Here is a 24,465-nt window from a genome sequence, read left to right on the forward strand (position 1 = left end):
CCACGCGTTTTTTTGGAGAAGAACATGAACACATTTGGCAAAGTACTCACCGGCACCCTGCTCGCCCTGTCCATCACCAATGCCTTCGCCGCCTCCGGCGATGTCGAGCACACCACCCAGGCTTTTCTGGATGTGCTGAACGCCGGTACCGGCAAGCCGATTGAACAACTGACACCGAAGGAAGCCCGTGCGGTGTTGACCGGCGCCCAGGCCGGCGTCAAGTTGACCCTGCCCAAGGCCGACGTCAGCCAGAAAACCATTCAGGTCGACGGCAAGCCACTGGACTTGACGATCGTTCGCCCGGCCGGGGTCAAGGGCACCTTGCCTGTGTTCATGTTCTTCCACGGTGGTGGTTGGGTGCTGGGGGATTACCCGACCCATGAACGCCTGGTGCGAGACCTGGTGGTTGGCTCGGGGGCCGTAGCGGTGTTCGTCAACTACACGCCTTCCCCTGAAGCGCACTATCCGGTGGCGATCAACCAAGCCTACGGCGCGACCAAATGGGTGGCCGAACACGGCAAAGAGATCAACGTTGATAGCAAGCGCCTGGCCGTTGCCGGCAACAGTGTCGGCGGCAACATGGCGGCCGTGGTCAGCTTGATGGCCAAGGACAAGGGCACCCCGGCGATCAAGTTCCAACTGCTGCTGTGGCCGGTGACTGACGCCAACTTCGACACGGGTTCCTACAACCAGTTTGCCGAAGGGCACTTCCTCACCCGGAACATGATGAAGTGGTTCTGGGACGAATACGCCCCCGATGCCAGCCAGCGTGCCGAGATCTACGCCTCGCCGCTACGAGCTACCACCGCCCAACTGAAGGGCTTGCCACCTGCGCTGATCCAGACCGCAGGCTCCGATGTGTTGCGTGACGAAGGCGAGGCGTATGCCCGCAAACTGGATGAAGCCAGCGTGCCGGTGACCACCGTGCGCTACAACGGCATGATCCACGACTACGGCCTGCTCAACGTGGTCAGCCAGGTACCGGAAGTACGCTCGGCACTGCTGCAGGCATCCGAAGAACTGAAGCAACACTTGAAGTAAAAAGCGCCCACAAAAAAACCCGACTCATGGTCGGGCTTTTTCTTGTCGTACCGGAAGGCAAGAATTACTTCTTGGCGCGACCTTTGTACGAACCACCTTCACGGGTGTCGATCTCGATGTCGTCACCGATTTCGATGAAATCTGCAACTTGCAGTTCGGTACCGTTCTTCAGTTTGGCAGGCTTCATCACCTTGCCCGAAGTGTCACCGCGAGCGGAGCCTTCGGTGTAGTCAACCGTACGCACGATGGTGGTCGGCAGCTCTACGGATACCAGACGCTCTTCGAAGAAGATAGCTTCGCAAACGTCGGTCATGCCTTCTTCCACGAACGGCAGAACAGCTTCGATGTCTTCGGCGTTCAGCTCGTACATGGTGTAGTCGGTGGTGTCCATGAACGTGTAAGTGTCGCCGCTGATGAAGGACAGGGTCGCTTCTTTGCGGTCGAGGATCACGTCGTCCAGTTTGTCGTCGGCGCTGTAGACGATCTCGGTCTTGTAACCGGTCAGCAGGTTCTTCAGCTTGGTCTTCATGATTGCGCTGTTACGACCAGACTTGGTGAACTCAGCTTTCTGAACCAGCCAAGGGTCGTTTTCGAGACGGATCACTGTACCGGGTTTCAGTTCTTTACCAGTTTTCATTGCGAATATCCGAAATTTGGATGGGATTTACAAAAATCAAGGTCGCGTATCATATCCAATTTACATAAAACTGTACCAGCGCCGTCGCAAGATCGGGCCGCGAGCCTTGTTCCAGAGCCCATTTTTCGGCGTTCGCGGTGACTTCCGGCCAGTGTTCAAGCAGCATTTTCCAACTTTGTGCCATATCGCCATCAGCATTCCAGGCTTGCCAAAGGGTGACCAACGCGGCTTTCGCGGCCGGCGACAAGCCTTCGGTGTACAGCTCGAGGAAGGCGTCCAGCTTGTCCAGGTGAATGTCTTCGTCCTGGCGATAGATGTGCCACAACAGCGGCCGCCCTGCCCATTGCGCCCGCACAAACGAGTCTTCGCCGCGCACCGCGTTGAAGTCGCAGCACCACAACAGGCGGTCGTATTGCTCCTGGCGCACGAACGGCAGCACTTGTACGGTCAAGGCATCGCGCCGGTGCACATCGCCCACACTTAACGACTCGACACCCAGCCAACGCTGCACGTCACCGAGGATTCGCCCTTCCGGCACCAGCAGGTGAGTGGCGCGCCCATCGGCCGCCAGCACGTCGAGCCAACTGGCCAAACCGGTGTTTTCATAGGCAAACAACGACATCATCCGCGCGCCGGAGGCAGGCAAAACCCCAAGCGCCTGCAAAAAGTGTTGCCGGGCGCTGGCGTCTTGCTGGAAGGCATCGCGCTGTTCCAACAGCCCGTCCTCGCGCAGCAAGCCGCCGGTACCGGGACGGAATCCAGGAAAGAAGAAGTACTTTTGCACGCCCTTGAATTTCACCGATGGCAGGCCGTGACAGCCGACCACCCAGTCCTCGGCGCTCAGGTAATCCAGGTTCATCCACAGCGGCGTGCGTTCGCGCGCGGCCATCGCTTCCATATAGTCCGGCGGCAGTTGGCAGGCGAACGCAGCAATCACCACGTCTGCCGCCTCGGTCGCCGGCCAATCGCGAGGCCAGCGGCGCACGTCAACGCCCTCTTGCCACTGCTGGGGCAGCTGCACATCGATCTCTGGGCACATGCGTTCGAACGCCCGCAGGTCATCGACCCACAGGCGCACTGCGCAACCTTGTTCGGCCACCAATTGCCGGGCCAGGCGCCAGGTCACGCCGATGTCGCCGTAGTTATCGACGACGCTGCAAAAAATATCCCAGCGGGCTTTCATTCCGGGCTCCTACGCTCAAAGGCTCGATTGTCCGTATAAATGCCTCGATTGCGAAGGCTTGATCGCGATTATTCTGCACGCGGCTGTGGGACAATCGGCGCCATCCTGCCCCGTAGCAGCTGTCGAGCCTCGGCGAGGCTGCGTGACGGTGGTGAATCTGACGATTTACTTTGGCTGGAACACCGCTACGCAGCCTCGCCAGGGCTCGACAGCTGCTACGTCGCTACGTCGCTACGTTGTTCATTTAAGGGGATGTTCATAATGGCCACCAGCGCACCGTTCTCGCTGTTCAAACTCAGTATCGCCGTGGCTTTTGGCCTATGGCTGGGGTTTATCGCCATTGTGTTGAGCGTGTGGCTGGCCTCCCGCTATTTGCCCGAACAAACCGTGGCGCCCGTGGCCCGGGTGGTGCAGCAGTTGGGCACACCGGCGGCGGTTGCACCGGAACCGCCGAACCGCATGTTTGAGCAGTATCAAGAGAACCTGCGCAAGCAGGAGCAACAGCAGACCCTGGACCAGGCCCGCAATAACCCGCGCAACCTGTCCAACCCCAAATGCCAGTTCTGGCTGCAACAGGACCAGAACGCCCCCAACGACAAGAGCCGGGCGAATGTCCTGCAATTTTGCGATTGATCACAAAAAGCCGCCCATGAATAAGCACGCCGTTCACCAATTGGTCCTGGATAAGCTTGCGGTCGATCTCGATATCGCCCAGCGCGCCGCGCAAACCGCTTACGAAACCGCAACCCACGAAGAAAACATCGCCGAGAACAAGTACGACACCCTGGGCCTGGAGGCGTCCTACCTGGCTGCCGGCCAGGCCCGGCGCGTCGAGGAAATCAAGCAGGCGCTGGCGCTCTGCCAGAACATGCAGCTGCGCGCCTACGACGAGCAGCGCGGTATCGAGGTGGGCGCATTGCTGGGACTGGTGGATGAAAACGATCGCCAGCAGTGGCTATTCCTGGCGCCGGACGGTGCAGGTTTGAAGGTCGATGTGGTGGGGCAACCGGTGACCGTCATCACTCCGCGCTCGCCCCTGGGCAAAAGCCTGCTGGGCAAGTTCGAAGGGGATGAGGTGGAGATTCAGGTGGGAGGCGCTCGGCAACAGTTTGCTGTTACCGAGGTAAAGTAAACCGATCAGTGAACCGGTAGTTCAACGCCGTCGAACAGTTCTTCCAGTTCCTGCTTGTTGTGGCACTGGATGGCTTTGGCCATCACTTCACGCGTCAGGTGCGGGGCGAACTTCTCGATGAAGTCGCACATGAAGCCGCGCAGGAAGGTGCCACGCCGGAAACCGATCTTGGTCACGCTGGACTCAAACAGCTCGCTGGCATCAAGCACCACCAGGTCGCTGTCGAGCTTGGTGTCGACCGCCATCTTGGCGACGATGCCGACGCCCAGGCCCAGGCGTACGTAGGTTTTGATCACGTCGGCGTCGGCGGCGGTGAACACCACTTTTGGCGTCAGGCCGCGATGACTGAAGGCTTCGTCCAACTTCGAACGGCCGGTGAAACCAAATACGTAAGTCACAATCGGGTATTCAGCCAGGGCTTCGAGTGTCAGCTTCGACAGCTTGGCCAATGGGTGACCCTGCGGGACCACGACGCAGCGGTTCCAGCGGTAGCACGGCATCATCACCAGGTCGCCGAACAATTCCAGGGCTTCGGTGGCAATCGCGAAATCGACGGTGCCGTCGGCGGCCATCTCGGCGATCTGCATTGGTGAACCCTGGTGCATGTGCAACGCTACGTCCGGGTATTGCTTGATGAAACTGCTGATCACCGGCGGCAACGCATAACGTGCCTGGGTGTGGGTGGTGGCGATCGACAGGGTGCCCTTTTTCTCGTTGGAGAATTCCTGGGCGATCTGCTTGATGCTTTCGACCTTGCGCAGGATCTCGCCGGCGGTGGTGATGATGCGCTCACCGGCCGGGGTGACACGGGTCAGGTGTTTACCGCTGCGCGCGAACACTTCAACGCCCAGCTCGTCTTCGAGCAGGCGGATCTGCTTGCTGATACCGGGTTGCGAGGTGTAAAGGCTTTGAGCGGTAGCGGAAACGTTGAGGTCGTGGTGCGCCACTTCCCAGATGTAGCGCAGTTGTTGAAGCTTCATATGTGTCCCTCAAAGCGGATAGACGCCACGGGTATCAGCGACGGTATATAACTATATTAAAGGTTAGACATAGAAATCTAGAACTTTTTATCGTTTTTACCCATCACAGGTCATCACTGCGACGACGCTGCAACAGCGGCACCAGGTAAACCGGCACCTGAGACAGTTGCAACACCCGTGCAGCGGTTCTCCCCAGGGGCGTCGCCACCCCGACCGCCTGACTGTGACTACCTACGATCAACAAATCCACAGAGAGTTTCTGCGACTGCTCGAGAATCACTTCACAGGGGTCGCCCTGGATCACCCGCACCGAACGGATCAACTTGAGATCCTGCTCCCCGTCCCCCAGCTCCTCGCGAAAACTGTCGAGCACCCGTTGCTCGATGGTTGCCATCACCGTCGTCAGGCCCTGGCTCTGCCATTCGCTCAAGGCCTTCTCATCAAGGTAGCTCTGCAACACCGATTCGGCGAACAGCCCGATGGGCTCGACCACGTGAATCACATACAGATCAGCCTTGAACGTCCGCGCCAGCGCCAGGGCATGTTGCATCACATAAGGTGCATACAGGCCCAAGTCAGTGGCGTACAGCATCGAACGAATCATAGAACCTCCTGGACAGCCAGGATGGCGGAGATTGATTCAGCTTAGCAGCGCCTTTGGCACTGCTCAGCCCTCGGTCTGAATTTTCAACTCGTTACTGATGCCATGGGGGACGTGCCCGGTGGCCACGAACTCCCGCGCCTTCTCGCAATGCCCTTCCTGATCATCGAAAAACACATCGGCGGCGAAGGCTTCAAGGAATGCCGACTTTTCCAGGCCACCGAGAAACAACGACTCGTCGAGGCGGATATCCCATTCACGCAGCGTGCGAATCACCCGCTCGTGGGACGGCGCCGAACGCGCGGTCACCAGCGCGGTGCGGATCGGGCAGGACTCGTCGGGGAACTCACGCTGCAACAGGTTGAGCGCCGCGAGGAAGCCCTTGAACGGGCCACCGCGCAACGGCTCGCGTGCCGACTCCCGCTCACTGGCCTGGAAGGCCTCAAGCCCTCCCGACTGGTAGATACGCTCGGACTCGTCGGAAAACAGCACCGCATCGCCGTCAAAGGCGATGCGCAATTCGGCGCTGGACGCCCGACGTGCCCCACCCGACAAAATGGTGGCCGCGGCAAACCCGGCATCCAGGGCGCTGCGCACGTCCTCGGCATGCGTGGACAGGAACAGATGGCAGCCAAACGCTGCCAGATAAGGATAAGGACTACGCCCACCGACGAACGCGGCGCGGGAAATATCCAAGCCGTAATGCTGGATCGAATTGAATACGCGCAAGCCCGTGTCGGCACTGTTACGCGACACCAGCACCACCTCGACCCGGGCACGCCCGAGGCTGGCGTTGAGGCTCAGGAGTTTCTTGACCAGCGGGAAGGCGTCACCGGGCTCGAGGATTTCCTCCTCGTGGTCGATCTGGTACTTGCGGTACGCCTCGACGCCTTGGGCCAGGTAGACCTTGTGGCTTTCGCTCAGGTCGAACAGCGCTCGCGAGGAAATCGCCAGCACCAGTTTGTCGCCCAATCCCTTTGCCATGGTGTCCCCCTCCAATCAGCGGTTATGCCGGTCCATAAAACTCAAGGCCTGGTAGAGCGCCTGCATTCGTGGCAATTCGCAACCGGCCGCCTTCGCCGCCGCCAAGGGGCGCGCATAAATCGCCGCCAGCTCCAGCGGGCGCTTGTGGGTGTAATCGTGATACATGCTGGGCAGGTAGTCATCCATGCTTTCGGTCATGGTGAACATTTGCCCGGCGTAGCTGGCGGGAATTTCATGCCCGCAGGCGTGGGCGCCCTGCACCACTTCAGCCATCAGCGCCTGGATCAGTTCGCGGCTGGATTCATCCGCCATCATCGCCGTGGTGCCGGTGCCGAACACTACCGAGAGACCGTTGTATGGCACATTCCACACCAGTTTATGCCAGCGGGCCTGATGCACATTGGCCATGGCCTGGGAATCGATACCGGCCTGGTGAAACAGCGCGGCGCCTTCCTCGACAATCGCCTGGCGACTGGCGTCATCGCTGGCCGCAGGGCCACTGTGGTAACCCAGGTTGACCCGGCCCAGCGCCTGATGCTCGATAACCCCGGGGCCGGAACGGTGCACGCCGATATAGCACAGGCCACCGAGCAGGTGCAGCGACGGCGGCAGGTGTTCGCGCAGGCTGTCTTCGACGTCGAGGCCGTTTTGCAGCAGCACCACCCTGGCGCCCGGGGCCGCTATCTGAGCGATGGTGGGCGCCAACTCGACATTCCCCGTCGACTTGGTGCCCACCAGCAGCCAGTCGCACGGCGGCATATCAGCGGCGCTGGCATAAGCCTGCACCGGGTGCAGGTGCAAGGTCCCGTGGAGGGTGCTGTTGAGTTGCAGGCCGCGCTTGCTGACCGCCGCGTACTCGCTGCGCAGCAGAAAATGCACATCGAAGCCGGCCCGCGCGAGCATCAGGCCGTAGTAACCACCAATGGCCCCGGTGCCGATGATCCCGATTCGGGTCGACGGCTTTTTTGCAACTTCGGTCATGGCAATTCCTCTGGTGTTCGTTTGAGCGCCTGCTGCACACCCTGAGTCAGGTCGCTGGCGGTCAGACGCGTCAGTGACGCTAATATTCCATGGAATTTCCCGTCGCACACCACAAACAACGCCGGCAGATGAAAGATCTCGTAGCGTTCCACCGCCCCACCATTGTGGCCCGCATCCACCCAGCAGACCCGGTCCACCGGCAAGTCCCAGCCCGGCAGTTGCTGGTGCAGGAAGCGGCAGCGCGAGCATCCGTCACCTGTAAACACCACCAACGAGGTGCCGGGAAGCCCCAATAATTGCTGGTCGATATCCAGGTCGGTAAGGTGCAATTCTTTCACTATACTGCTGCCACCGCCGTCAATTGGACGGTGCTCGGAGTCCGTGTGCATGGGTCGTTTTTTTCCTCACCCTGATGATGTCGCTGTCGAATTAACCCAACGTCCCATTTCCGGCATTTCCCGCCAACGGCTGCACACTATCGGCCTGGGCGGCGTCGCATGCAATTACCCTCGCGCCTGGCGCCAGGGCTCGGCCATCGAGCTGCACATCCCTTCACTGGGCCTGACCGCCCGCTATCCGGGCTATGTGGCATGGTGCCGCAAGGCTGGAAACGCCTACCGCATCGGCATTGCCTTTACCGATGAGCAGGCCTTGTTCGGTGCGCGGATGGGCGAGCAAGTGTGCCAGATCGAACGCTACTGCCGCCTGCACGAAGGCACCCAGCCGACACCCAGGCAGAGCGAAGCCCTGGCCCGCGAATGGGTCACGCACCACGCCGGCGAGTTCTCCCATGAGGCTTTTGTGCAGCCAGCGCTGGATTAAAGCGGCCTTTGCCCATTGTCTCCCAACCTTGTAACGCGCTAAGGTTCGGCTCCCCGCTGCACTTAAATCATGCTGTGCTCCGCCGCACGGGGATCGCTGGCGGCCGGCACCCGTGACCCTGACGAGTAACACGATGGCTGATTTACCGATCAACGACCTTAACGTCGAATCCAACGAGACCCTGATCACGCCCGATCAGCTCAAGCGCGAAATCCCCCTGAGCGACGCTGCCCTGCAGACCGTCACCAAGGGCCGCGAAGTCATCCGTGAGATTCTCGACGGCACCGACCACCGCCTGTTCGTGGTCATCGGGCCATGCTCGATCCACGACCTCAAGGCTGCCCACGAATACGCCGAGCGCCTGAAGGTGCTGGCGGCGGAAGTGTCCGACACCTTGTACCTGGTGATGCGCGTCTATTTCGAGAAGCCGCGTACTACCGTCGGCTGGAAAGGCTTGATCAACGACCCGTACCTGGACGACTCCTTCAAGATCCAGGATGGCCTGCACATCGGTCGGCAGTTGCTGCTGGACCTCGCGGAAATGGGCCTGCCAACGGCAACCGAAGCCCTGGACCCGATTTCCCCGCAGTACCTGCAAGACCTGATCAGCTGGTCGGCGATTGGTGCGCGTACCACCGAGTCCCAGACCCACCGGGAAATGGCTTCCGGCCTGTCCTCGGCCGTGGGCTTCAAGAACGGTACCGATGGCGGCCTGACTGTGGCGATCAACGCCCTGCAGTCGGTCTCCAGCCCGCACCGTTTCCTGGGCATCAACCAGGAAGGTGGCGTGTCCATCGTCACCACCAAGGGCAACGCCTACGGTCACGTGGTGCTGCGTGGCGGCAACGGCAAGCCCAACTATGACTCGGTCAGCGTGGCCCTGTGCGAACAGGCGCTGAACAAGGCGAAGATCAAGCCGAACATCATGGTCGATTGCAGCCACGCCAACTCCAACAAGGACCCGGCCCTGCAACCGCTGGTGATGGAGAACGTGGCCAACCAGATTCTGGAAGGCAACCAGTCGATCATCGGCCTGATGGTCGAAAGCCACTTGAACTGGGGTTGCCAGGCGATTCCAAAAGACCTGGCCGACCTGCAATACGGTGTGTCGATCACCGATGCCTGCATCGACTGGTCTGCTACCGAGACCACCTTGCGCAGCATGCATGCCAAGCTCAAGGACGTCTTGCCCAAGCGCCAACGCGGCTGAACAAAGACTGCGGACACAAAAACGCCGGGCTAAACCCGGCGTTTTTTTATGCCTGCTGTTCGGTGCTCAGAGCTTCGCCGCGTGGCGCTGGTGGCGCTCCATATAACGCTCCACGTAGGAGCAGGACGGAATCACCGTATACCCTGCCTCTTCAGCGAACTTCAACGCTTCCTCGGTGAGCGCGGCAGCAATGCCACGGCCCCGCAACGCGTTGGGCACGAAGGTGCGATAGATATCCAGGGTCTGCTTCCCAAGGTCCATATAGGTCAGATAGGCACGATGACCGTCCACATTGGTCTCGAACTGATGACCAGCCTGGTCATGGTGGATGGACAACGCCTCGCTCATCACTACTCCTCGCGGGTCTTGGTTTCTGACCCCTACCTTACCGATGTTTTTCCGGCGAAGGAACATCTACGCCACCCGGTGCCGGTTTCGACAACGAGAAAAGCCGCCAGTGCCTCGCACTCGCGCTCACAACCAGCACAGGGAAATAGTAGGCGCCAATCGCACAATTGCTCAAGACACGCTCGTCTTCCGTTGCGCTGGCGGACATAGAAAGGGCCATTAGGTGGATGGCCTGAACATTGCCGGCAGTTGAAGCTTGAGACGAACACGCGCTCTTAAAGTCACCTCAACATGCACAAAAGATACCGAATGAAGAAAAGACAATCTGAACAATAGTGTCACGTACGATATATAAATTGGCTTATGTTTACATGGCTTAACACTTGCCAGCCGGCCCTTTCAGGCTGGATCCAATCCGCGGCAGAGTGCAGAAATCTGGATAATTTTTATACAGACTCTCAAAAGATTAGCCAAAATAGATTGGCGGCGAGAATTTTTTTTGCTTCTTGCGCTACGTCAGTTTACTTACTACAAGTAATGGGTAGTATGTACGCCGGCTATTAGCTCACTCTGAGAAAGTAGCCATTTAATAGAAAGTCCTTGAAGGGGAACACGATGAACAACGTTCTGAAATTCTCTGCTCTGGCTCTGGCCGCAGTTCTGGCTACCGGTTGCAGCAGCGTCTCCAAAGAAACCGAAGCTCGTCTGACTGCAACTGAAGACGCAGCAGCTCGCTCCCAGGCTCGTGCAGACGAAGCCTATCGTAAAGCTGATGAAGCTCTGGCTGCTGCTCAAAAAGCACAACAGACTGCTGACGAAGCTAACGAGCGCGCTCTGCGCATGCTTGAAAAAGCAAGCCGCAAGTAATAATCCTTCGGGGTTGTTATCAAGCCGATCCATTCTTGGATCGGCTTTTTTTTGCCTGTGATTTTGTAAGAGCGGGCTTGCTCGCGAAGATCGTTAACGATGACGCGCGCAGCCTGAAGGAACGCGACGCTCGCGAGTTTTTCGCGAGCAAGCTTGCTCCTACTGATCGATCGGCGTACTCGACACCATCGGCGCCACGCCCGTCACACCGATTTCCGTTGGTATACCGTCTTCAGCCGCCACGACATCACGCACCTGGTCCCAATTGACGCGCAGGTTGCTCGACAGGTCTTCACGCTTGAGCAAGGCGTTGATCACCGCGGTGTGCTTGTCGACTACCGACGGGGTGCCATCGTCGTTCAACGGCGTGTGGGCTTCCAGGTACACCTTGCCACCGGCTGCGCCAAACTTGTAGGCATCGCTGATGATCCGCACCGACGTGCCTACCGGCACCATGTCGGCCATTTCCAGCACGTTATTGTTAAACATGCGGAAGCAACCGTGGCTGGTGCGGGTGCCGATGCCGAACTTCATGTTGGAACCGTGGATCAGGTAGCCGGGCGTGCCCAAGGTGAACTTGAACGGGCCCAGAGGGTTATCCGGGCCGGCGGGCACCACGTTAGGCAACGGGTCGCCGTTGGCGGCGTGTTCGGCCTTGATCGAGGCTGGCGGGGTCCAGGTCGGATTCGGGATCTTGCCGGTGATGGTGGTGTGGGCCACTGGCGACCCCCAGCCCTCACGGCCAATCCCCAACGGGAACGTGTACACCACGTTCTGGCCCTTGGGGTAGTAATAGAGCCGATATTCCGCCAGGTTGATCACGATGCCTTCACGCGGGCCGGGCGGCAGGATGAAGCGCGTCGGCAGCACGATCTCGGTACCCGCGCCCGGCAACCAGGCATCGACGCCCGGGTTGGCCGCGACCATTTCCGAATAACCCAGGTCGTAGGTGGTGCCAAGGTCTGCGAAGGTATCTTCGTACTTGGCCTTGATCACCTGGACCTGGCCAACGATATCTTCACCCGGTGGCGGCAAAGGCAACTGCAAGGCTGCAGCGGAACCGGCTGCGCACAGAGCAGCGAGAGACAGGCAGCAGGTGACGGCGGAGAGGCGCGACAACATCCGGGAATTCCTTCGCAGATCGACGGGTAGTAAAAAATCGATTGTACACGGCTGCCCGGCGGGCACCGCTATTCAAAGTTCGAAGCGCAGCTCTGGCCAGATCGGCGGTGTGCCGCGTTTTTGCGACTCAAGGATCGCCCGGCAAAGGGGGCACAAGCGCTGGTCCTGGAAGATCGAGCGATCCACCGAAGACCAGCGCGGCTGGGCAGGCAATAACGTACCGCAGAGGGTACGGTCGATAGACCCGCCCAACTCCAATTGACGCGTCACCAGATGCACCCGGACTTCCTGGCAGGCGAACAGATCCAGCTGTTCGTCAGGCTCGATCAGTTGGTAGGCAAACAGGGACCAGGCAAGACGCGACATCGGGGGCTCCAGATCGGGGGGGCGCCACCTTAGCCGAAAGACCGCTGCTAGAAAAGCGTCACAGCAGTGGTTTTAGCGTTGGCCAGACATTTTCCAGCAACTTGCCCTGTGCGCCAACCGCCGGGTGCAATTGGTCCGCCTGCATCAGCTCGGGATGGCCGCCGATGCCTTCAAGGAAAAACGCTACCAGCGGGACGCTTTTTTCCTTGGCCAGGGCTCCGTATACCTCGGCAAACGCGGTGGTGTATTTCGGACCGTAATTAGGCGGCAACTGCATACCCAACAGCAGCACCCTGGCACCACTGGCCTTGGACTGGTCAATCATCGATGCAAGATTTTGTTTCAATTGCGCAGGTGGCTGCCCACGCAACCCATCATTGCCACCCAGCTCAATGATCACCACGTCCGGCTTATGCTCTGCAAGCGCCGCCGGCAGGCGCGCAAGGCCTCCGGCACTGGTGTCGCCGCTGATGGAGGCGTTGACCACTTTATCGTCGAAACCTTCACTCTTGAGCCGTTGTCCCAACAACGCTACCCACCCTTTGCTGGTATCCAGTCCGAAACCGGCACTGATACTATCGCCAACGATCAGGACTGTACCCGCCGCTGCGTTCTGGGCCATGCACATCAAGGCCAGGCCAGCACTCAAAAACCACATTCGCATTGGATTCTCCATGGGCGCAAGCATTCTCACCGCGCGAAACCTTAGCAAAGTGGTTCCCAGCGCGGAAGGTGAACTGACTATCCTGCACGAACTGAGCCTGGAACTGAACAAGGGCGATAGCCTGGCTATCGTCGGCGCCTCCGGTTCCGGCAAATCCACCCTCCTGGGCCTGCTGGCCGGCCTCGACCTGCCCAGCAGCGGCGAAGTCACCCTCGCCGGCCAAGCCCTGAGTACCCTCGACGAAGACCAGCGGGCGCGTATCCGCGCCGAACACGTAGGTTTTGTGTTCCAGTCCTTCCAGTTGCTCGACAGCCTCAATGCGCTGGAAAACGTGATGCTGCCGCTGGAACTGGACGGCCGCAAGGACGCCCGCGAGCGTGCCAGGCACCTGCTGGAGCGCGTCGGCCTGGGCCAGCGCCTCACGCATTCGCCGCGCCAACTTTCAGGTGGCGAGCAGCAACGGGTGGCGATTGCCCGGGCGTTTGCCGCCGAACCGGATGTGCTGTTTGCCGATGAACCCACCGGCAACCTCGACAGCCACACCGGCGAGCGCATCAGCGACCTGCTGTTCGAGCTCAACAAAGAGAACGGCACGACCCTGGTGCTGGTGACCCATGACGAGCGCCTGGCCCACCGTTGCCGCCGCCTGATCCGTCTTGAAGCCGGCCTGATGGTCGCGCCCCTGGAGCCTTGATGGCACGCTTGCCCTTGTTGCGCCTGTTCAGCCTTGCCCTTCGCCAGTTGCTGCGCGATGCCCGCGCCGGCGAACTGCGTGTGCTGTTCTTCGCCCTGCTGGTGGCCGTCGCCGCCAGCACCGCCATCGGTTACTTCGGTGCACGCCTGAACGGCGCCATGATGTTGCGCGCCACGGAGTTTTTGGCAGCCGACCTGGTGCTGGAAGGCAGTTCCTCCGCCCGCACCGAACAAATCCAGAGCGGCACCGAGCTGGGTTTGCAGCACGCCAGGGTCGTGGAGTTCTCCAGCGTGATTGCCACCGACAATGGCATCCAGCTGTCCAGCATCAAGGCGGTCAACGACGAGTACCCATTGCGTGGCGAGCTGAAGAGCGCTGCCGAGCCCTTCGGCGAGGAAACCGCAGGCGGTGGGCCAAAACCCGGTGAAGCCTGGGTGGAAGCGCGCCTGCTGACGGCCCTGGGCCTGAAGATCGGCGACAGCATCGACGTTGGCATGAAGACCCTGCGCCTGGCACGGGTACTGACCTACGAGCCCGACCGCGCTGGCAACTTCTATAGCCTGACGCCCAGGGTAATGATCAACCTGGCCGACCTCGATGCCACCGGCGTGGTGCAGCCCGGCAGCCGCGTGAGTTACCGCGACCTGTGGCGCGCGCCGCAAGGCGGTACCGTGCTGCAAACCTATCGCGACCTGGTCAAGCCAGGCCTGGCTGCCAACCAGCGGCTGCAGGATGCCCGCGACGGCAACCAACAGATTGGGGGGGCACTGGGCAAAGCCGAGCGTTACTTGAACATGGCCAGCCTGGTGGCGGTGCTGCTCTCCGGCGTGGCGGTGGCGCTCTCGGCGAACCGTTTCGCCAGCCGACGCTTTGATGCCAGCGCCTTGCTGCGCTGCCTCGGGTTGTCACGGCGCGAGACCATGTTGCTGTTCAGCCTGCAATTGACCGTGCTCGGACTGCTGGCCAGCTTCACCGGCGCCCTGCTCGGCTGGCTGGCACAACTGGGGTTGTTTGCGCTGTTGCATGACCTGCTGCCGGCGGACGTTCCACCTGGTGGGCTGCTGCCGGCCATTGCCGGGATCGGCACCGGGTTGGTCGCCCTCGCCGGTTTCGCCCTGCCGCCGCTGGCCGCGCTGGGGCGCGTGCCACCGCTGCGGGTATTGCGACGCGACTTGCTTCCAATCCCCTCCAGCACCTGGATGGTCTACGGTGCCGCGCTGTTCGCGCTGGGCCTGATCATGTGGCGCCTGAGTCTCGACCTGGTGCTGACCTTCGCCCTGCTGGGCGGGGGCGTGATTGCCGCGCTGATCCTCGGCGGCCTGCTCCTGCTGCTGTTGCAAAGCCTGCGGCGCCTGCTGGCGCGTGCCTCGCTGCCCTGGCGCCTGGGGCTGGGCCAGTTGTTGCGTCATCCACTGGCGGCGGCGGGCCAATCCCTGGCGTTCGGGCTGATCCTGTTGTCCATGGGCTTGATCGCGCTGCTGCGTGGCGAATTGCTCGACACCTGGCAAAACCAGCTACCTAAGGACGCCCCCAATTATTTCGCCTTGAACATCCTGCCCGCCGACAAAGACACCTTCGGCGCGCGCCTGCTGGAATTGCAGGCGCAGTCTGCGCCCTTGTATCCAGTGGTGCCGGGACGCTTGATCAGCATCAATGGCGCCCCGGTGCAGGAAATTGTCAGCAAGGACTCCAGTGGTGATCGCGCCGTACAGCGGGACTTGAGCCTGACCTGGGCCGCTGACCTGCCACCGGGTAACAAGCTGACAGCCGGCTCTTGGTGGACAGCGCAACCGACCGACGAGATTCCAGGCGTTTCGGTAGAGGCCAAGGTCGCTGACAGCTTGAAACTCAAGCTCAACGATCACCTGGTATTCACCGTCGGCGGGGAAAATCGTGAAGCGCGGGTCACCAGCCTGCGGGAAATCAATTGGGACAACTTCCAGCCCAACTTCTTCATGATCTTCCAGCCGGGGACCTTGAAGGACCTGCCGGCCACTTACCTGACCAGCTTCTACCTGGCGCCCGGCCATGACCAGCAGATCGTCGACCTGTCCCGGGCCTTTCCGGCAGTGACTATCCTGCAAGTGGAGGCGCTGCTGGAACAACTGCGCAGCATCCTCGCCCAGGTCACCCTGGCGGTGGAGTACGTGCTGTTGTTTGTGCTGGCGGCGGGGATGGCGGTGTTGTTCTCCGGGCTTCAGGCCACCCTCGACGAGCGGATTCGCCAAGGCGCCCTGCTCCGGGCGCTGGGTGCGGAGCGCAAGTTGCTGGTCAAGGCCCGGCGTATCGAGTTCGGGTTACTGGGGGCCGTGAGCGGCCTGCTGGCGGCGTTGGGTACGGAACTGGTGACGCTGGTGCTGTACCGCTACGCGTTCGACCTGACCTGGCACCCACATCCGTGGCTGTTGCTGCTGCCAGTGATTGGCGCGATCTTGATCGGCGGTGCGGGCGTGTTCGGCACTCGCCGCGCGCTGAATGCCAGCCCGTTAACGGTGCTGCGCGAGGGCTGAAAACGTAAATGGCCCACCCTCTGCAATGAGGGCGGGCCAGCTGTTGTTACTTCACGTACTCGATCGCGGTGATCCACCAGCACACTTCGCCGCCCGGGGTTTGCACCAGCGCTTCGTCATCCACCTCTTTGCGTAACAAGGCACGAGCCATGGGCGAGTCGATGGAGATGTAGTCCATGCGCTCATAGATCTCATCGTAACCGACGATGCGAAACCGCTTGGTCTCGCCCTGTTCGTTTTCAATCCCTACCCAGGCGCCGAAAAACACCTTCCCTTCCTGCTCCGGCATGTATTCGACCACGCGCATGTCTTCCAGGCGCTTGCGCAGGTAACGCACCCGGCGATCGATTTCCCGCAGCAGTTTTTTGTTGTACTGGTAGTCGGCGTTTTCGCTCCTGTCTCCAAGGGACGCAGCCCACGTCACCTTACGGGTGGTATCAGGGCGCTTTTCTCGCCACAGGTAATCAAGCTCTTTTTTCAGGGCTTCATGACCTTCTTTGGTAATCAGCTTGGTGCTCAAAAGCGCTACATCCCCTGGAAGTTTCCATTTTTCAGACTCGCCGCCGCATCAGGCACAGCGTATCGAACGCCCGACTTCGGCTGATGGGGCTCGATAATAAATGAACGCAGCAAAGTAGCCAGACCCGCGGGTGCATTCAAGCAACCTGCACCGCCTCAGTCCACATCCGCCTGGCGAGGGCGACTTTCAGGCTGGCTGCGCGCGGACTCAGGTAACCATGCAAGCGATTCATCCAGGGTTTGAAGTGCCAGCCTCAGGTTATCCCGCAGGCCGGGCAGTTGAAACAGTGCCGTCGTCAGCTGTTGTTCCTTCTCGCGAACAGCCAGGTCACGGTTGTGCAGCAAGGCTTCCTGCCCCTCCAGATTGCGCACACGCTCATCCATTCGACGCTGCTCTGCCTGGTTTAACGCAGAGCTCCCGGCCAGATGCTCTTCACGGCCTGCCAGTGTGTGCGCCAACGCCTCAAGGGATGCCTCTTTTTCAGTGATCCGTTGGCGCTCGTTCACAAGCTCGGTTTGTTCCTGGCGCAGTTCCTGCCGTAACTGCTCGAGCGCATCTTCGTGCTTGAGCACGGCGAGCTTTTGCTGCGTCAATTCCTGAGCCACGCGCGCAAGATTGGTCAGCGTGTCGTCGACTTCGAACAATGAAGGCGGCTCTTGGGACGCAGGTGGCGACGGCGGCAGTTGCGGCGCAGTGGCGAGCACTGGCGTCTGCACAGGCACTTGAGGCGGTGGCTCGGCGAATGTCTCAGTTACCTGGAGCACCTCCAGGGGTTCCTGGGCAATGGGCTCGGGCAATGGCGGCGAAGGCTCTGGACGCTCCTGGGACCTGGGAGGAGAAACCATTCGCGAGGAAAAACGAATCGATGGCACGATCAGCGAACTGCTTTCGATAGCGGGCAACCCGGGTGCCGAAGTGCCCAGGGTAATCACTTTCATCACCAATGACTTCTTGATCGTCAGTGAATGATGATCCTCAGGCCTGGCGGGGGGAAGCTTGCAGCCTTTCAGGTCGACAAAATGATAGGGAATTTGAGCCTCGCCTGCGCTGCCGGCCCTGGCCCCCGGTGCAGCGGCGAGTGTAAGAATTTGCTTGAAGACGTGGGTCGCTGTTTGCAGGTCGTCCTTGGAGTCTATTGCGCCCAGGAAGTACCTCTCGGACTTTTTACGCAATGCGGCGATATATACCCGTGAGCTACCAGGTTCTGTCTCTTCATCGAGGCTGTAGGCCAGGAAGTTGGATGCGATCTGCGCCACCGCGAAACTACACAGCAGTGCACCGTTGACGGGCGCATCCTGCGCCGACTGTTCAAGAACAATTGTACGTAGAAGCAACATGATATTCAGGCTCCATTTAAATTGGCCGTTTTACAAACACACACCGAACACAAAGACGACCTCGATTAAAGCACCGATAACACAATAATTGTTTCAGCGAGCCGAAGTCTTACATGTAGGATTTATCTTATTCATCTACCTTTACGTTTCCAAGCTACGCCATTGAACGTACCATTTTTAATAGTGTGATTCCGGGCGCGATAAATAAGCGCTTTATATTTTAATGTTTCGAACATTCACCCCCTGCTGCTCATGCAGGCTATTCGAGCCCTCGACCTTATCGAGCCTTGCCAAACCTATTCAGTAGAAACGCCCAATGATCGAGATAACAAGTCTGACAAAAAAAATAGGTAAAAATAACCTTGTCCGCGACATCTCATTCAGCGCTCACCATCGAGAGTGCCTGGGACTGGTTGGAAATCATGGTGCGGGGAAAACCACGATCATCAAGATGATCTCGGGCGCAACTGCCCCCACTTCGGGGCGTATACAAATATTCAGTAACGATATTGCGCTGACTGCGTTACAGGCCAAAACAGTCGTCGGCTATCAGCCGGAACTGCCAATGAGCCATGGCAAAATGAGCGTGAAGGGATTTCTCGGCTTTATCGCTGAAATACGCGGATTTCGCGGCGCGCAAAAACACAAGATGATTGACCGGGCGGTTGCGCGCCTGGAACTTTGGCAGATACTCAAATGCCCCATTGAAGGCCTTCCTACGGGTTTGAAACGCCGGGTCGCCATCGCCCAGGCGATCCTGCATGACCCCGACCTGCTGTTACTCGATGAGCCAACGGAAGGGCTGGGCGCCGATCAAAAACAAAAAATAAGACTGCTCATCAAGTCGCTGAACGATGAAATGACGATCATTGTCGCCTCCCGTACCCCTGAAGAACTCACAGGCATTTGCGACCGCGCAGTAGTGATAGCCGACGGGCGCCTCGTGGCAGACACCTCATTACGCGACATGCAGCTTAACTCTCGTCACTACCAGGCGGTAACCCTTGCCGCCGATGTACCGCTGGATTTATTGGCCCTGGCGGTACTGCCCGGAGTCGCCGGCATCGAGGAAGACCGGGAAACCCCCGGAACAGTGACGGTGCTCGCCATGCCCGGCCAAACTATTTATTCACATATCGCGGCACTGATCGCGAACCGGCGGTGGAAAATCAATGCCCTGAAGCTGGAGCCCGGCCGCCTGGATGAAGTGGTCCATCACATGAGCCGGGAGGCATCGAATTGAAACTTCTACGGGTGATTCTCAAGCGCCAACTCGTCAGCTACCTTTCAGCACCCGTCACGTATCTAAGCACCGCAGTGTTCCTGATAGCCTCTACCGCACTGGGTTTGCATACAAGCCAACTAGTGGAACAGAGCAGCGCAGACTTACATGGCTTCTTCCAGTTGCATCCCTGGACTTACCTGTTGTTGACGCCAGTGCTTTGCGCCCAACTGTGGACCGATGAATATAAAACCGGCGCCATCGGCTTTTTAAGAACACTGCCCATCAGCAACTTTGAAATAGTCATGGGCAAATACCTGGCCGCATGGATCATTGCGGGCATTGCCCTGCTCATGACCTTTCCCCTGGTCATCACTGTCAACTATCTGGGCAATCCAGACAATAGTGTTATTGCCTCCCAGTACCTGGCCAGCTGGTTACTGGCCGGAAGTTACCTGTCTGCGGGGTGTTTTATTTCCACACTGACCCACCACCGTACGGCTATCTTCACCGCGACCCTCGGACTGTTGGTTATCGTAAGCGGACTGTCTTCGATTATTGATGCCCTGGAATATCAGGCGCCGGTCTGGCTCATTGACCGCATCCTTTCCCTGAGCCCATCCGTACGCTTTGACGCCATCGATCATGGCGTTCTGGCACTTCATGACAGTTTGTATTTTGCCAGCGTGATTATTGCCTTCCTCGCCACAACTACTATCACTCTAAATATCAGAAACAGCTGAGGAGGACATTCCAAAATGAAAACACCACTCAGCGCCGGCATGACGATTATCACCTTACTCTTACTCTTTTTTGCGTTTAACTGGGTATGGGTGTTCAAACTTCCTGATACACGGATCGACTTCTCGGAACAGAAAATCCATACCCTGTCCGATTCCGTACAGCATCAACTCGCGTCACTTGAGGGGCCGATTGACCTGTACTTTTTCCACTCAAGCACACACCCCAACCAAAGCAATAGCGTGAAGACCTACGGGAAACGTGTCGAATTATTGCTCAGAGAGTATGAGAAAGCGTCAAAAGGCAAGATCAACCTGCACTTGATCGATCCCACGCCTTTTTCCGAAGATGAGTACAAAGCGCGGCTAATGGGGCTCGACGATCAACATGGGTTCTTCGGCCTCGTTGGTACCCGCGCAGGCCATGCCCCCCATAGCATTGCGTCATTCAGCCCGGACCGGGCGTCGTTGCTGGAGTATGAAATCAGCCATTTGATCCACAAGGTGATCCATCCGGAGCAGCCCGTTGTCGGCCTGATATCTCGGCTGCCCATGGACGGCAAAAAGGATGAACACAACGGCGATGCGCCTCCCTTGCAATTACTGCAGGAGATTCGCCGGCAATTCAACCTCGTGAGCCTCGAGCCGGGTATCGCCCAGATTCCCGACCATGTCAGAACCTTGATGGTGGTTAATCCCGGGACACTGCCCGATCAAACCCTGTACGCCATTGATCAATTTGTGTTGGGCGCGGGCAAACTGATGATGTTTATCGACCCACTGTGCGGGCTGGATGCTGGAGGCATCGCCACGGAAAACCCCAGGCTGGACGCATTACTGGCAGCCTGGGGCGTACAGATGCCCGCCAATAAAATACTCGCCGATCGCGACTATGCCACCTCAGTGGTCATGACCACAGGCCAACCGCCCGTGCGCCATCCCGCTGCGCTGACCCTGCCCCGCCAGGCAATGGCACGGAATGACCTCAGCACCTGGAAGCTCAAGAGCGTCAATACCTTGAGCACCGGCGTGCTGGCTCCCCTCAAGAGAAGCCGCATGACCTTCACGCCATTGCTGCAAAGCTCCGGGCAAGCGGCGCTGTTTGACGCGGACCGTTTCGCGTTGCCCGCCCAGTTTGACTCACTGATCAACGAGATAACCGCTCGCGGGCAGCCCTATGTGATTGCCGCCCGCGTCGAAGGGCCGGCGCACTCCGCCTTTGCTGATGGCGTCAACGCAGGTAAGGCCGGCCTGCAGAAGGCTGCGCAGATCCATATTGTCATCGTCGCCGACACCGACCTGCTCAGTGATCGAGTGGCGGGGAGCGCCCACCTCAACCCCGCGCAAAGCGGCCCTTCTTCAGATAACGCACTGTTCGTGTTGAATACACTGGATAACCTGGCAGCACCCGACGCATTGATGAACATTCGCCCCCGTGAAGGGGGCAATCGGGCTCTTCATGTGTTGCAGGCATTGCGCAACGACGCGGCACAGGCCTACCAGGAAAAATCCACCGAAATGGCACAGCGCCTGGCGCGAACGGAAAAGGAATGGCAGTTGCTCAACCCCCGGATGATCTCCCAGGGCACGCAAGCGGTAACCTCCAACACGCTACTGCAGGCGCTTAACAAGGAGCGTTTGCGCGTGCCCGTGGAAATGCACGCATTGAAAGTCCAGTCATACGCGCAGGTGCATGCGTTGGAACGCAACATGAAGCTGCTGAATACCTTTGCGTTGCCGCTGATACTGTGCATGGTTGCGTGGTGTATTTTCCTGTTTCGCCGCCGCCGGCAGCACCTGCCTTGCGCGGCCTTCCACTAGTTTTCAGCGTCGGGCAATCAACCCTTGCCGGGCAATGCGGGTCAACTGGTGAATCACTTCCTGAGCATCACTTGCACTGGGCGCTTGAATCACGGCCAGGTCAAAGCTGTTCGACGCAAAGCGGGCAAGAGAGTCGCCATCCTCTACAAACTGGATCAGGAAGGCCGAAGGCCGCCCCGTGCGGCGCGGCCAGCCGTCCAGATAACGCAGCAGCGTCGGCTGGTGCTTGCCGCCCAGTAGGATTTTTGGATTGCGTTGAGTGAGGTCCGCGGTGATCGGGGCCAGGCGTATAAGGGGGCGTAGTGCATTCATCGTGTCGTGTCTCTGCCTCAAAAGTCTGCGGGCAGGTGAGAGGCAACACCGAACCAGCGCTTTAGCGGAATTTCGAAGCAGGCCTTTGGCCCTGGCTTCTGTCGGGACTGTGAACAGTCACCGGTGGCGCCCCGCAATTAGCTGTTTAAATCGGCGCATGGGCAACATCCTAGAGAAGCCTGTAGGGCGGTGTCAAGAATCCCTAGCAACGAAAAGGCCCGCACAGTGCGGGCCTTAAAGGGGTTTGCGCGGTATCAGTGAGTGATGGCGCGGTCGGCAGACAATTTGCCGGCGCCTTCCAGCAACACCGCCACCGTACCGCCCAGCAACGCCAGGGCGAACTCGTAACCATTGTTGGCCATGAACAGACCGTTATGGATATGCACCGAGAAAATCGCCACCAGAGAGATGATCGACAGGCCCAAGGCCGCAGGCCGCGCCAACAAACCGATGATCAATGCAAGCCCGGCGAAGAACTCGGTACCGCCAGACAACAGCGCCATCAAGGTGCCCGGCGCCAGGCCGATACTTTCCATCCACTGAGCAGTGCCCGCCAGGCCACCACCGCCAAACCAGCCAAAGAGTTTTTGCGAACCGTGAGCGGCGAAGATGATCCCGACAAAAACCCTCAGGACAGTCAGGCCATAGCCTGCGCGGGTGGAGAGGATGCGGTTGATCAATGGGCTCATGCTGATAATCCTTTTCATCGTGGGGGTTGGTTGGCCGCTATATTAATCAGTTTAAGGAATGATAAAAGCCGATAAAGCGGCTAATAAACATCTAATAAATCGATCACTTCCGTGAGGCCACTCTCGGTGCAGACGGCTCCAAAGACTCCCGTTCCCGATCGAACGCCAAGTAATACTTGTTCACGCTATTAACATAGCTGACGCCGCTCATTCCCACCTGCTCCATGGCAATGCGCTCGACCTGGAAAAACCATTGGTTGGGATTCAACCCCCGGCGCCGCGCTTCGGCGCGCATTCCCTGGACCCGCTCCGGCCCCATGTTGTAGGCCGCCAGTACAAAGGCCATGCGCTCGCGCTCGTTGAGCTTGGGGCTGGAGAAGAACTTGCGCCGGATCATCGCCAGGTACCGCGCGCCCGCCTGCACGTTGTTGTCCAGGCTCTCGATGTTATTGACCCCGACCCGCTGCGCCGCCGATGGCGTGATCTGCATCAGCCCGGTAGGGCCGCCACTGCTTCGGGCCCCCGGGTCGAGCGCTGATTCCTTGAATGCCAGGGCGGCCAGGTTCAGCCAGTCCATGCCCTGTTCACGGGCGTGTTTTTGCAACACAGGACGCAGTTTTTCCAGGCGTTGGCGGTCGGCGCGGGCCAGTGGGTAGCGCACTTGATACAAGCGGCGGTAGATGCGCTGGAACGCCACATCCTGGTCGGACGGCGTGTGGTAGGTCTTGAGAAAACGATCAATGCTGGCCCGCAGCATCGAGGCGTCCTGGCGTACGAACCAATATTCCTCGCCCGGCTCGCTGATCGTCACTTGCCGGTCGAACCGCAACTTGGGCAGGATCTTCGCCCAGCGCTCGGCAATCGGCCGTTCGACAATGGTCAAGTGGAAAATCCCGGCCTGGACCATCTCCAGTACGTCTTCCACCGCCAGGCTGGGGTCTACCCACTCCACCTTCACCGGCGGCAACTTGTGCAGGGCCAGTTTCTGGTTGACCTGGTTGATCGCGTCCGACGCCGCGCTGCCCGTGGTCAGGGCCAGGGTACGTCCAGACAGTTGTTCCAACCGGGTAAACCGCCGCTCGCCTTTGAGCCCTACCAGCCATAACGGCACGTCGCTGGCGATTGGGTCACTGGTGGCAATCTTGTGGGCCGCCTTCACGTCCAGCAATTCGCCGGGTGCCACCAGGTCGCCTTCGCCACGGGCCAGCGCACCGATCAGTTGATCCTTGGCCTTGGGAATGATCGTCAGGGTGATTTCCTCACCGTCACGGGCGTGGCCGTTGAGGTATTGCTCGAAGGCGCGCAGGCGATGATATTCCACACCGATGGCCTGGCCCTGGACTTCGCCGGAACTGTTGCGACTCTGGTTGACCAGCACCCGCAAGGTGCGACTGCTGCGAATTTGCGCAAGGTCGCGGACCTTTCCGGGCCGGGTCACTTCCAGCGGCCCGTCCAGACGCGCAACCGCCGGCATGGGCAGCAATAACGCCAGGCACAACACAAGCAACGCCGAGGGTCGGATCATCCGCTCTCCGGAAGAAAGAATACTGCCCATTGCGTCGCGAAAAACGAGGCGTTGGGGGACAGAAACAGAGCGCCATGAGCGCAGGCTTTGGGCGCAAGGGTGGCACGGCAGATGGCGACAAACCAAACACGGTGTTACTTGCGACTTTCAAAGACAG

At 59.4% G+C, this 24,465-nt stretch carries 27 protein-coding genes; 11 read left to right on the forward strand and 16 right to left on the reverse strand.

The window, feature by feature from the left end:
• Positions 1 to 24: 24 nt before the first annotated feature.
• The gene (locus tag ACZRN6_RS00600) at positions 25 to 1,041 is read left to right on the forward strand and encodes an alpha/beta hydrolase (protein WP_464006981.1); all 1,017 of its coding nucleotides are present in this window, start codon (positions 25 to 27) and stop codon (positions 1,039 to 1,041) included.
• A gap of 64 nt (positions 1,042 to 1,105) precedes the next feature.
• Here ACZRN6_RS00600 and ACZRN6_RS00605 read toward each other — a convergent pair whose 3' ends face one another.
• Positions 1,106 to 1,678 (reverse strand): elongation factor P, encoded by a 573-nt coding sequence (locus ACZRN6_RS00605; RefSeq protein WP_065876590.1) that lies wholly within the window; start codon positions 1,676 to 1,678, stop codon positions 1,106 to 1,108.
• Between the two features lie 49 nt (positions 1,679 to 1,727).
• Positions 1,728 to 2,861, reverse strand: coding sequence for an elongation factor P maturation arginine rhamnosyltransferase EarP (gene earP, locus ACZRN6_RS00610; protein WP_464006982.1), 1,134 nt, complete (start codon positions 2,859 to 2,861; stop codon positions 1,728 to 1,730).
• A 261-nt stretch (positions 2,862 to 3,122) separates the two neighbouring features.
• Here earP and ACZRN6_RS00615 point away from each other — a divergent pair, with 261 nt between their 5' ends.
• Both ACZRN6_RS00615 and ACZRN6_RS00620 read left to right on the forward strand, forming a co-directional pair.
• Complete coding sequence (locus ACZRN6_RS00615) at positions 3,123 to 3,494, forward strand: MreC domain-containing protein (protein WP_322144083.1); 372 nt, start codon at positions 3,123 to 3,125, stop codon at positions 3,492 to 3,494.
• Between the two features lie 16 nt (positions 3,495 to 3,510).
• Entirely contained in the window at positions 3,511 to 3,993 is a 483-nt protein-coding gene (locus tag ACZRN6_RS00620; protein WP_464006983.1) for a GreA/GreB family elongation factor, read from the forward strand.
• 5 nt (positions 3,994 to 3,998) lie between these two features.
• Here the strand turns inward: ACZRN6_RS00620 and cysB are convergent, their stop codons facing one another.
• The 5 genes from cysB to ACZRN6_RS00645 form a co-directional block, all read right to left on the reverse strand.
• Positions 3,999 to 4,973, reverse strand: a complete 975-nt coding sequence (cysB, locus tag ACZRN6_RS00625; protein ID WP_218263418.1) for an HTH-type transcriptional regulator CysB — start codon at positions 4,971 to 4,973, stop codon at positions 3,999 to 4,001.
• Positions 4,974 to 5,076: 103 nt separating this feature from the next.
• Entirely contained in the window at positions 5,077 to 5,577 is a 501-nt protein-coding gene (locus tag ACZRN6_RS00630; RefSeq protein ID WP_464006984.1) for a universal stress protein, read from the reverse strand.
• Positions 5,578 to 5,640: 63 nt separating this feature from the next.
• Positions 5,641 to 6,558, reverse strand: coding sequence for a 5'-nucleotidase (locus tag ACZRN6_RS00635; protein WP_322144080.1), 918 nt, complete (start codon positions 6,556 to 6,558; stop codon positions 5,641 to 5,643).
• Between the two features lie 15 nt (positions 6,559 to 6,573).
• Positions 6,574 to 7,539, reverse strand: coding sequence for a putative 2-dehydropantoate 2-reductase (locus ACZRN6_RS00640; protein ID WP_464006985.1), 966 nt, complete (start codon positions 7,537 to 7,539; stop codon positions 6,574 to 6,576).
• The gene (locus tag ACZRN6_RS00645) at positions 7,536 to 7,928 is read right to left on the reverse strand and encodes a YbbN family protein (protein WP_464006986.1); all 393 of its coding nucleotides are present in this window, start codon (positions 7,926 to 7,928) and stop codon (positions 7,536 to 7,538) included. The genes ACZRN6_RS00640 and ACZRN6_RS00645 overlap by 4 nt, the downstream gene beginning before the upstream one ends.
• On the opposite strand from ACZRN6_RS00645, the gene ACZRN6_RS00650 reads away from it, so the two are divergent.
• Together ACZRN6_RS00650 and ACZRN6_RS00655 are read left to right on the forward strand one after the other, a co-directional pair.
• Positions 7,927 to 8,361, forward strand: coding sequence for a PilZ domain-containing protein (locus ACZRN6_RS00650; protein ID WP_322144077.1), 435 nt, complete (start codon positions 7,927 to 7,929; stop codon positions 8,359 to 8,361). The genes ACZRN6_RS00645 and ACZRN6_RS00650 overlap by 2 nt on opposite strands.
• 133 nt (positions 8,362 to 8,494) lie before the next feature.
• Positions 8,495 to 9,571: a 3-deoxy-7-phosphoheptulonate synthase gene (locus ACZRN6_RS00655; RefSeq protein WP_003218719.1), complete on the forward strand. Its 1,077-nt coding sequence runs from the start codon at positions 8,495 to 8,497 to the stop codon at positions 9,569 to 9,571.
• A gap of 66 nt (positions 9,572 to 9,637) precedes the next feature.
• Here ACZRN6_RS00655 and ACZRN6_RS00660 read toward each other — a convergent pair whose 3' ends face one another.
• Complete coding sequence (locus ACZRN6_RS00660; RefSeq protein WP_003189869.1) at positions 9,638 to 9,919, reverse strand: GNAT family N-acetyltransferase; 282 nt, start codon at positions 9,917 to 9,919, stop codon at positions 9,638 to 9,640.
• Positions 9,920 to 10,534: 615 nt separating this feature from the next.
• Between ACZRN6_RS00660 and oprI the strand changes: the two genes are divergently transcribed.
• Positions 10,535 to 10,786 carry an outer membrane lipoprotei OprI gene (gene oprI, locus ACZRN6_RS00665; RefSeq protein ID WP_003172710.1) on the forward strand — a complete coding sequence of 84 codons (252 nt, stop codon included), beginning with the start codon at positions 10,535 to 10,537 and terminating at the stop codon, positions 10,784 to 10,786.
• Positions 10,787 to 10,945: 159 nt separating this feature from the next.
• Here the strand turns inward: oprI and ACZRN6_RS00670 are convergent, their stop codons facing one another.
• From ACZRN6_RS00670 to ACZRN6_RS00680, 3 genes are all read right to left on the reverse strand, one after another.
• On the reverse strand, positions 10,946 to 11,908 hold the full coding sequence (locus tag ACZRN6_RS00670; RefSeq protein WP_464006987.1) for a L,D-transpeptidase family protein: 963 nt from the start codon (positions 11,906 to 11,908) through the stop codon (positions 10,946 to 10,948).
• Between the two features lie 72 nt (positions 11,909 to 11,980).
• Positions 11,981 to 12,274 carry a hypothetical protein gene (locus tag ACZRN6_RS00675; protein WP_322144075.1) on the reverse strand — a complete coding sequence of 98 codons (294 nt, stop codon included), beginning with the start codon at positions 12,272 to 12,274 and terminating at the stop codon, positions 11,981 to 11,983.
• 58 nt (positions 12,275 to 12,332) lie between these two features.
• Positions 12,333 to 12,938 (reverse strand): arylesterase, encoded by a 606-nt coding sequence (locus tag ACZRN6_RS00680; protein ID WP_322144074.1) that lies wholly within the window; start codon positions 12,936 to 12,938, stop codon positions 12,333 to 12,335.
• Between the two features lie 10 nt (positions 12,939 to 12,948).
• Here ACZRN6_RS00680 and ACZRN6_RS00685 point away from each other — a divergent pair, with 10 nt between their 5' ends.
• The gene (locus tag ACZRN6_RS00685) at positions 12,949 to 13,632 is read left to right on the forward strand and encodes an ABC transporter ATP-binding protein (RefSeq protein WP_322144073.1); all 684 of its coding nucleotides are present in this window, start codon (positions 12,949 to 12,951) and stop codon (positions 13,630 to 13,632) included.
• Positions 13,632 to 16,142 (forward strand): ABC transporter permease, encoded by a 2,511-nt coding sequence (locus ACZRN6_RS00690; protein WP_464006988.1) that lies wholly within the window; start codon positions 13,632 to 13,634, stop codon positions 16,140 to 16,142. The genes ACZRN6_RS00685 and ACZRN6_RS00690 overlap by 1 nt, the downstream gene beginning before the upstream one ends.
• A 46-nt stretch (positions 16,143 to 16,188) precedes the next feature.
• On the opposite strand, the gene greB is transcribed toward ACZRN6_RS00690, so the two are convergent.
• Positions 16,189 to 16,662: a transcription elongation factor GreB gene (greB, locus tag ACZRN6_RS00695; RefSeq protein ID WP_322144071.1), complete on the reverse strand. Its 474-nt coding sequence runs from the start codon at positions 16,660 to 16,662 to the stop codon at positions 16,189 to 16,191.
• Between the two features lie 155 nt (positions 16,663 to 16,817).
• The gene (locus tag ACZRN6_RS00700; protein WP_464006989.1) at positions 16,818 to 17,999 is read right to left on the reverse strand and encodes a hypothetical protein; all 1,182 of its coding nucleotides are present in this window, start codon (positions 17,997 to 17,999) and stop codon (positions 16,818 to 16,820) included.
• 316 nt (positions 18,000 to 18,315) lie between these two features.
• On the opposite strand from ACZRN6_RS00700, the gene ACZRN6_RS00705 reads away from it, so the two are divergent.
• From ACZRN6_RS00705 to ACZRN6_RS00715, 3 genes are read left to right on the forward strand one after another with little or no spacing between them, the layout of a single operon-like run.
• A complete protein-coding gene (locus ACZRN6_RS00705; protein ID WP_464006990.1) occupies positions 18,316 to 19,242 on the forward strand; it encodes an ATP-binding cassette domain-containing protein in 927 nt (308 codons plus the stop codon).
• The gene (locus ACZRN6_RS00710) at positions 19,239 to 19,964 is read left to right on the forward strand and encodes an ABC transporter permease (RefSeq protein ID WP_322144068.1); all 726 of its coding nucleotides are present in this window, start codon (positions 19,239 to 19,241) and stop codon (positions 19,962 to 19,964) included. The genes ACZRN6_RS00705 and ACZRN6_RS00710 overlap by 4 nt, the downstream gene beginning before the upstream one ends.
• A 15-nt stretch (positions 19,965 to 19,979) precedes the next feature.
• Positions 19,980 to 21,782: a Gldg family protein gene (locus tag ACZRN6_RS00715; protein WP_464006991.1), complete on the forward strand. Its 1,803-nt coding sequence runs from the start codon at positions 19,980 to 19,982 to the stop codon at positions 21,780 to 21,782.
• Between the two features lie 3 nt (positions 21,783 to 21,785).
• On the opposite strand, the gene ACZRN6_RS00720 is transcribed toward ACZRN6_RS00715, so the two are convergent.
• The 3 genes from ACZRN6_RS00720 to ACZRN6_RS00730 all read right to left on the reverse strand — a co-directional run bounded on the left by ACZRN6_RS00720 (position 21,786) and on the right by ACZRN6_RS00730 (position 24,308).
• Positions 21,786 to 22,094, reverse strand: a complete 309-nt coding sequence (locus ACZRN6_RS00720) for a class I SAM-dependent methyltransferase (RefSeq protein ID WP_322144066.1) — start codon at positions 22,092 to 22,094, stop codon at positions 21,786 to 21,788.
• Between the two features lie 254 nt (positions 22,095 to 22,348).
• On the reverse strand, positions 22,349 to 22,783 hold the full coding sequence (locus ACZRN6_RS00725; protein WP_322144065.1) for a DoxX family protein: 435 nt from the start codon (positions 22,781 to 22,783) through the stop codon (positions 22,349 to 22,351).
• A gap of 103 nt (positions 22,784 to 22,886) precedes the next feature.
• Positions 22,887 to 24,308 (reverse strand): MltF family protein, encoded by a 1,422-nt coding sequence (locus ACZRN6_RS00730; protein WP_322144064.1) that lies wholly within the window; start codon positions 24,306 to 24,308, stop codon positions 22,887 to 22,889.
• Between the last annotated feature and the right edge of the window lie 157 nt (positions 24,309 to 24,465).

The sequence above is a fragment of the Pseudomonas sp. A125 genome (assembly GCF_055409485.1).